The 8,630-nt window shown below is 37.0% G+C and carries 4 protein-coding genes and 2 pseudogenes; 5 read left to right on the top strand and 1 reads right to left on the bottom strand.

Annotation, left to right across the window (positions count from 1 at the left end; translation table 11 throughout):
* Positions 1 to 258: 258 nt before the first annotated feature.
* On the top strand, positions 259 to 1,878 hold the full coding sequence (gene mqo, locus ACJ2A9_RS23270) for a malate dehydrogenase (quinone) (protein ID WP_441424083.1): 1,620 nt from the start codon (positions 259 to 261) through the stop codon (positions 1,876 to 1,878).
* Positions 1,879 to 2,053: 175 nt separating this feature from the next.
* Here mqo and ACJ2A9_RS23265 read toward each other — a convergent pair.
* Positions 2,054 to 3,148: pseudogene (locus ACJ2A9_RS23265) on the bottom strand (SulP family inorganic anion transporter); the annotation flags it as partial.
* A 231-nt stretch (positions 3,149 to 3,379) separates the two neighbouring features.
* Here ACJ2A9_RS23265 and ACJ2A9_RS23260 point away from each other — a divergent pair.
* The 4 genes and pseudogenes from ACJ2A9_RS23260 to ACJ2A9_RS23245 all read left to right on the top strand — a co-directional run.
* Positions 3,380 to 3,986, top strand: a pseudogene (locus ACJ2A9_RS23260) (FAD-dependent oxidoreductase); the annotation flags it as partial.
* A 418-nt stretch (positions 3,987 to 4,404) separates the two neighbouring features.
* A complete protein-coding gene (locus tag ACJ2A9_RS23255; RefSeq protein ID WP_441424082.1) occupies positions 4,405 to 5,430 on the top strand; it encodes a LacI family DNA-binding transcriptional regulator in 1,026 nt (341 codons plus the stop codon).
* The gene (locus ACJ2A9_RS23250; RefSeq protein WP_441424081.1) at positions 5,427 to 6,392 is read left to right on the top strand and encodes a TAXI family TRAP transporter solute-binding subunit; all 966 of its coding nucleotides are present in this window, start codon (positions 5,427 to 5,429) and stop codon (positions 6,390 to 6,392) included. Before ACJ2A9_RS23255 ends, ACJ2A9_RS23250 begins: the two co-directional genes overlap by 4 nt.
* Positions 6,393 to 6,469: 77 nt before the next feature.
* Positions 6,470 to 8,362 (top strand): TRAP transporter permease, encoded by a 1,893-nt coding sequence (locus tag ACJ2A9_RS23245; RefSeq protein WP_441424080.1) that lies wholly within the window; start codon positions 6,470 to 6,472, stop codon positions 8,360 to 8,362.
* Positions 8,363 to 8,630: the final 268 nt, after the last annotated feature.

The following is an 8,630-nucleotide window of genomic DNA, read 5'->3' as shown; positions in this document are numbered from 1 at the left end:
CTGAAGCGATAAGACTTCTAACCGCAGGGACTGTGGGGATCGCCTAATCAATAACTGGCGGTTACGCTGGTGTTCTTAGGAATCTCCCGCTTCAAACAGACCGTATGGTCGTTAAGCGGTGAGTAGTTCAATATCAACGCTTTGGTCACTTTTGTGTTGCTTAACAATTAAACCTCCATTTATTACCGGATTTTAAATAACATATAACTATCATAATAAAAGTGTGTAGCGCAATTCTTAGTTATACTTTATCCAGAAATGATGTGTGACTGGTCGTGCCTAGACTTACTGTGTTATTTAATATCAGTATTTACATCCTTTCTGCAAAACTTAGAGTATAGGAAGGTGAAAATGAGCAACAGACAAACGAAAACCGATGTTATTTTAATTGGTGCGGGTATCATGAGTGCGACTTTGGGTTCACTGTTGAAAGAATTAGCACCAGACTGGGAAATTACTGTGTTTGAAACGCTCGCAAACGCTGGAGAAGAAAGCTCTAACGAATGGAATAATGCCGGAACAGGGCACGCGGCATTGTGTGAACTTAACTATACAAACGAAAAGCCGGATGGATCTTTAGATATTAGTAAAGCTATAAAAATAAATGAACAGTTTCAGGAATCTTTACAGTTTTGGTCTTTTCAGGTAAAAAATAAAAAGTTACGTAACCCACAGGACTTTATCATGCCACTGCCTCATATGAGTTTTGTTATGGGGGAACACAATGTTTCTTTTTTAAAGAAACGATTTGAAGCGATGTCTATCAATCCTCTCTTTCATGGGATGGAATTTTCCGATGATCCGGAAAAACTGATGGAGTGGATTCCGCTTATAATGCAAAACCGTGTAATGAATGAACCTGTAGCGGCAACAAAAATCGACTCTGGAACTGATGTTAACTTTGGCGCTTTAACACGGCTGTTGTTTGATAACCTAAGTAAGAATGTTAATATCAACTACAAACATCATGTTGATGATATACAACGTACTAGTGACGGCTTATGGGAAGTGAAAGTGCGTAAAGTCGATAGCGGTACGGTCGAGCGTCATACTGCCAAATTCGTCTTTATCGGATCTGGAGGAGGAAGCCTGAATTTACTGCAAAAATCTGGTATCCCCGAGAGGAAATATATCGGTGGATTCCCAGTGAGCGGAATATTTATGGTTTGTAATAATCCTGATGTTGTGGCAGCGCATCATGCAAAAGTTTACGGAAAAGCAGAGGTTGGAGCCCCTCCAATGTCTGTACCACATCTTGATACACGATTTATCGATAATAAAAAAATGTTGCTATTTGGACCGTTTGCTGGTTTCTCTCCAAAGTTTTTAAAAACCGGTTCAATGTTTGATTTGGTTACTTCAGTGAAATCAGATAATCTTGTAACGATGATATCAGCAGGTGCAAAAAACATCCCATTAACAAAATACCTGATCGAGCAAGTTAGGTTATCAAAGGAACAACGCATGGAAAAGTTACGTGAGTTTTTCCCGAATGCTAAAAGTGAGGATTGGGATTTAGTCGTAGCGGGCCAACGTGTTCAAGTAATTAAAGATACTGAAGAGGGGAGAGGAATGCTTCAATTTGGTACAGAAGTGATTAGTTCGGCTAATGGCTCGATAGCTGCATTACTTGGTGCTTCTCCGGGTGCTTCTACCGCCGTTTCCGTCATGCTTGAGTTAATAAAAAGATGCTTCCCGCAACAGATAAAAGCGTGGGAACCAAAAATAAAAGAAATGATCCCTTCTTATGGTTTGTCATTAACCGAAAATCCGGAGCTTCTGCATGAAATCCACACTTCAGTAATGCAAACTCTTGGTTTAGATGGTAAAGCTCAATCAAATCTGAAGGGAAATATGAATACCTTTCAGAAAGCATAATTACCGTTATATACGAACAAAGCAAAAGAAGGGGGTGTATCATAAGTAACAACTCTCCTCGAACATTTACAAAAACTAGAGGTTACATCATGGATTAGCTTCGTGGCCGAGGTGACTGTTACTTTGAGACATCCCCTTCTAATTTTATGAAAAGAAAGTGTTAAATACCCCTTTTTGATAAATCGTGGGTTACTACAACAACAACTGTTACGATCATGACTATAGCATCCGTTCGAGGCACAATGAATAATGTTCGTAATGAATTCCAATCAAATGTACTAATTGACACCATAACCATCACTCCTGCAAGAGCGGCCATCGGGATTTGAACAACAATGTTGCCTAACAAAATAATAAGCAGGATTAGGACGATACCGGCTACTAGAGCAGATAATCTGCCTCTTCCCCCTGATTTCACATTGATAACGGATTGGCCGATCATCGCACAGCCTGCCATTCCACCAAAGCAACCAGCGATAATATTGGCAATTCCTTGCCCTCTACTTTCTCTATTTTTATTACTATCAGTATCAGTCATATCATCAACAATTGCCGCCGTTAGCAAGGATTCCAACAAGCCGACAACTGTTAAAGCTAGTGTATAAGGAAAAATAATGGCAATCGTTTCATAAGAAAAAGGGACTTGAGGTAAAAGGAGAACCGGTAATGTTTGTGTTAATGCCCCCATATCCCCGACGGTAAATACATTCATCCCTGAAAACATGACAAATGCCGTCATTGCAACGATTGCAACCAATGTTGAAGGAATCGCTTTAGTAAGGTATGGAAACAGATAAATAATGGCTAAGGTGACTGCTGCAATAGCCAATACATTCCAATTTTGTCCGGTCAGATGTGGGATTTGAGCCATGAAAATTAAAATGGCTAGCGAATTAACAAACCCTACCATAACAGAACGAGGGATAAACTTCATATAACGTGCAAGTTTCAAAATACCAAAAATGATTTGCAGGATACCGGTTAGGGTTGTTGCTGCTAATAAATATTCAAGGCCGTGTTGGACGACAAGGTCAATCATTAGTAGAGCCATTGCACCAGTCGCAGCTGAGATCATTCCCGGTCGTCCTCCAACAAAAGCGATGACAACCGGGATAATGAATGATGCATATAAGCCAACCATTGGGTCAACCCCGGCTATGATGGAAAATGCAATCGCTTCCGGAATTAAAGCGAGAGCAACAACAATTCCAGCTAAAATATCTCCTTTTATATTTCCGAACCATTCTAATTTGACTGCGTTTAAACTCATATCAATCATCCTTTAAATGCAAATTAGTTATTATTATTCTCTGAATTTAAGTAGGTTTTATTTTGGTAAAAGGTGGAATATGTTAGTTGTGTTTATTTTTTGTTCTTATAAGCAGGACAAATTTAAGCTGTCTGTTGGAAGGCCTTTTCTTCCATATGGTGAATTGTTAAACTAAACCAGCTGATATATTATGGATTATCTTACAAAGAAATGGTAGAACTAATCGATGATGAAGAAGCAGTGAAGCACAATATTGTGTTAAAAATGGGTGAATCGGTTGAGACGTTCGGTGGCGGTGAGCGTGTTAAATATGTGAAAACCGATAAAGGGAATTATGACACAGATTTAGTATTAGTCGCAGTATGTGTGAAGCCAAATACTGGATTTTTGGAAGGGACCGGAATCAAAACGAGTGTTAATGGTGCGATTCAAGTAAATGCATATATGCAAACAAGTATTGAAGATATTTATGCTGCCGGAGATTGTGCAACACAATATCATCGAGTCAAAGAAAAGGATGATCATATTCCATTGGGGACTCATGCCAATAAACAAGGTCAAATTGCTGTGTTAAACATCGTGAATATACGATATCGCTGGTTACTACCCTGATGATAAAAAATGACATTAAAACTTGTCTATCATAAAGAGACATATAAAATTCTTGGCGGGCAGATCATTGGAGAAAATGGGGTCGACAAACGAATCGATGTACTGGCAACGGCAATCTTCCATTCGATGACAACTGCTGCTTGATTTAGATCTTCTTGCCTATGCCCCTCCTTATAATGGTGTATGGGACCCTATTCAGCAAGCAGCTAGAAGAGTGAAGTCTTAATTGCTAATAAAAAATACTGCAGAGATTTTAATAGAGGCACCTCATTAGGTAACTAACTTTTGAGATGTCTCTTTCTAATTGTGCAATTATATAAAAAGAGATTGTTCATTATATTTTAAAAAAGATGAAAAATTCAAAAAATACTATTGATAAATTCCTTTGCCCGTTATATGATTGTCTTAACGTAAACGCTTACGTAAACCGGTTACGTAAAGACATTTGTTAGTAAAGGAAGGTGTATTATGAGCAAAGAATAGAATGGTGTTTATTCTGCTGTTTTATTGCTTTTAAAAATTGACACTAGTATAAATCCAACTGGACAAAGCAACTGATACAACTAACAATTTATAATAATGGTTTAATTCAAAATGTGGAAGCAGTAAATCTTAGTCTTAAAATTTAACTTGGAGTGTTTGTCATGGGAATTCGTATTAAAGATGTAGCCAAAGCAGCTGGTGTTTCTACAGCAACAGTATCAAGGGTGATTTCAGGTAAACCTGGAGTAGGATTGGAAACAACTGAAAGAATTAAAAATATTATCTCAGAAATGGGTTATCGCCCTAATGTAAGTGCTAGAGGTTTAGCCAATAATCAAACTTGTAATATTGGCATTGTTTCTCCGCGTCAAGGTGACACAGTATTCGGAAATCCTTTTTTTACGAAAATTTTTGAAGGGGTTTCAAATGTACTCGACAAAAACCAGTACAACATGGTGTCGTCGTTTACCTATCAACACCAACAATACTTGTTAGAAAATCATGCTGTAGATGGTATTTTACTTTTTTCTGTTAGGGAAAGTGATACATTACTTTCACAGTTAAAAGAGTCGCGAATTCCCACTATTGTTGTGGGAAGTTATGAAGAAGAAGATTTTCCAAATGTTTGTCCTGATGATAGAGGGGGGATATATTCAGCTGTAAAATACCTCATTTCACAAGGTCATACACAAATTGAATTAGTAAACGGTCCATCTTCAGCTTTCAAAAGCCGCCTTTGTAAGGAAGGTTTCGAGGAAGCTATGGTGTCTAATCTATTTAAGAGAAACGATAGTACAATTGAAGTTTCAGAATATGACTCCATGGCAAGTTACAAAAGTTTTGTTGAACGTATAAAAAACTGCCCGAAACCGTTACCGACAGCAATTGTTTGTGCTTCAGATTATCTGGCTTTTGGAGTAATGAAAGCAGCTCACGAATTTGGTATTCGAATTCCAGAGGATTTATCGATAATTGGATTTGGAGATGTTCCATTTACAAATTTCACAAACCCAACATTAACAACTATGCATACTAATCTACTAAAAATCGGTGCAACTTCTGCTGAAATGCTTATTTCTAAAATTAATGGAAGCAAAATAAGAAAGCTGAAAAGAATCTTTCCAATGGAGTTAATTGAAAGACAGTCGGTAAAAAATATGAATTTAGTTGGAGGTACTACTTTATGAAGCTTATGTTTACGAAAATTGCATTAGCAATCTCTCTTCTTATTATTGTAAGCGCTTGCGGTGGGGAAAGTACAACTGGTGGTAAACAATATGTAAATATTGGGACAGCTGGAACAGGTGGAGCATATTATCCAATTGGTATTGCTATGGCAGAAGTTTTATCTCAAGAGCTTGATTTAAATTCATCAGCAGAGGTTACTGGTGGAGCAGCGGATAATGTTGAGTTAGTTCAAGCTGGTGAGGTTGAACTAGCAATCAGTCAAAGTCCTGTGGTGTATGCGGGATATAATGGTAATGACCCTTACGAAGTAGAACATAAAAATATCAGTACTCTATTTAATGGACTGTCAAAAGGAGTTTTCCATGTTGTTGTATCTGAAAATTCTAATATTTCAAGCATGTCCGACTTAAAGGGAAAACGTGTTGTTTTAGGACCGGCTGGTGGAGGAGCGATTAATGTTGTTGCTGATATTTTAAGTGTTTATGATGTTTCAATAGATGACTTAAATGCTACATACGTCTCTTATAGTGAAGGCGTTAGTATGCTTAATGATAATACTGCAGATGCGGTAATCATTCAATCGGCTGCTCCTGCTTCAGCTATTACAGAACTGGCTGCTTCCTCTAATAACTTTCGAATTCTAGCAATTGAAGAAGATAAATTAAATTCGATTTTATCTCAATTCACTTACTTAAACCATATTGAATTGCCTTCAGAAATGTACGGTACTGAATCCGGTATTTCAACCGTTTACCTAACAAACATGGTAATAGTGAGTAATAGTTTAGATGAAGAAATAGTATACAATATAACCAAAAATTTGTTTGATAACTTAGACAAGGTTAAAGATTCTCATCCTTCCGCTCAGGGATTAACACTTGAAAGTGCTGCTGATAATGTTCCTATTCCATTGCATCCAGGAGCAGAACGATATTTTAAAGAGAAAGGCATATTAGATTAACAATATTATATTTCCCGTAGGTGTAATTTTTTAGGCTCTTACGGGAATTTCATTATAAGAAAGGAGGAATGAATAAAATGAGCAGTCTTATTCTTCAATACAGATTTAAACTAGCTGGAGTATTGCTTGGATTAAACGGATTATTTGCATTATATACAGCTGGGTTTGGTATGCTTTCAGCTATGGATCAAAGAGGTATTCATTGGCTTTTGCTTTCAATTAGTTTATTTCTCCTGTACGAGCCGCCTAATAATCTATCAAAAGCAGGTTATTATTTAAGAGAGATTTGGACAATATTTTTCATCGTGGCTTCTAGTATTAGTGGACTGTATCTTCTTTATATATGGGAGCAAAGAGTTCACGTTGTTGGTACAATCGGTATTTGGGATACTGTGATGGCAGTAACGATGATTATCGTTGTGTTGGAAGCTACACGTCGAGCGGCAGGTAAACTACTAATGTTTATTACACTAGCATTTATTATTTATGCTTTATATGGTCAATTTTTCCCTGCTCCATTTGATCATAGGGGACAATCTATTGAAAGGTTATCAAAATTTTTATATTTAAGTTCCGAGGGAATATTTGGTACACCTATGGGAATTTCAGCAACATTTATTATTATATTTGTTTTATTTGGGGCTTTTCTAGAAAAACTAGGCGGTGGAAAATGGTTTATTGACATGGCTTATTCATTAACAGGACGTTTTAGAGGCGGACCTGCAAAAACGTCTGTTTTTTCAAGTGCATTAATGGGAATGTTATCAGGATCTCCAGTTGCTAACGCAGCAACAACAGGGACTTTTACCATTCCTTTAATGAAAAAGCTTGGTTTTAAGCCAAACCAAGCTGGTGCCATAGAAGCTGTTGCTTCAACGGGAGGAATGATTACCCCACCTATAATGGGGGCAGCTGCTTTTATCATGGCCGATTACCTTGGGGTTCCATATCAACAAATTGTAGTAGCTGCTATAATTCCTGCAGTTTTATTCTACTTATCGCTAATTTTAAGAATTGATTCAATAGCGTATAAACAAGGTATGTGGGGTATTCCCAAAGAACAACTTCCTAGCCTGAGGGGGATTCTACAAAATGGGCATTTAGCCATTCCTATTATCTTTCTTATAGTTATGATTTTAGCTGGAAGAAGTCCAATAAATTCAGCATTTTGGGCAATAATTATCGCGATTATTATTGCATTGTTTAACAAAGAGACTAGACCATCAATGTTAACACTATTTGAATCTTTAAAAAACGGTTCGAAAAGTGTAATGACTATTGCTGCCGCTTGTGCATCTGCGGGAATAATTGTAGGTGTAATTTCAGTAACGGGATTAGGAGCAACAATTTCTACGGGTTTATTTCAATTATCTCAAGGAAATGTCCTAGTAGCATTAGTTATTGCTATGATAGTTACGATTATCCTTGGATTCGGAATGCCTCCAACAGCAGTGTACATTGTTTTAGTGGCAATTCTAGTTCCGCCATTAGTTGATTTGGGGATTCCGCCACTTGTAGCACATATGTTCATTTTTTATTATTCGACATTAGGAGCATTGACTCCTCCGGTAGCCATAACTGCTTATGCTGCTGCTGCAATCGCCAAATCTGATGCAAACAAAACAGGATTTACCGCTTTCCACTTGGGGTTATTAGCGTATGTAATACCGTTTATGTTTGTATTCTCACCAGCTTTATTGTTGCAAGGCACAACAGAAGAAATCATCATTAGTACAGTCACGGCAATTGTGGGAGTTTGTTGTTGGGTCGCAAGTATAGAAGGATATTTACTTAGAGAATGGTCTAAGATTAGTAGAATTACATTACTCTTATTGGCTATTATTCTGTTGTTCGGAAATGCATGGTTAGGTCTAATTTCCATTTTCCTAATAGCAGTATTATTTTTCGGTGAAAAGACTGCTGATAAGAAAAGAGCACGTAAGGACATAACACAAGAGAAAATTTCATAACTTAAATATAGTTTTTTTTTTGATAATACAATTCTTCTCCCTCCAATTAGAGGCATCCGCAAATATTCTAACCAATGGATGCCTCGTTCTTTGGATTTTAACTGATCTATTTGAATGAAACAGTCAATGAATTTAGAGTCTTCTTCTCCAATTGGTATGGTTTAAAGTTTTAAAAAAAGTAAATTTTCAAAAAATAAATATATTGACATATAAGCGTTTTCATCTTATCATTGAGTTAACGTAAACGTTTACTACGTTAAACAAAAAA

The organism is Anaerobacillus sp. MEB173 (genome assembly GCF_052119505.1).
Classification (GTDB): domain Bacteria; phylum Bacillota; class Bacilli; order Bacillales; family JBJMAU01; genus JBJMAU01.
The sequence above is the reverse complement of the archived record's forward strand: the minus strand, read 5'-3'. Positions and strand labels throughout refer to the sequence as shown.

Coding starts and splice junctions, on each gene's coding strand:
- mqo (WP_441424083.1), top strand. CDS start 259: ATGATGTGTGACTGGTCGTGCCTAGACTTACTGTGTTATTTAATATCA.
- ACJ2A9_RS23255 (WP_441424082.1), top strand. CDS start 4,405: ATGGGAATTCGTATTAAAGATGTAGCCAAAGCAGCTGGTGTTTCTACA.
- ACJ2A9_RS23245 (WP_441424080.1), top strand. CDS start 6,470: ATGAGCAGTCTTATTCTTCAATACAGATTTAAACTAGCTGGAGTATTG.
- ACJ2A9_RS23250 (WP_441424081.1), top strand. CDS start 5,427: ATGAAGCTTATGTTTACGAAAATTGCATTAGCAATCTCTCTTCTTATT.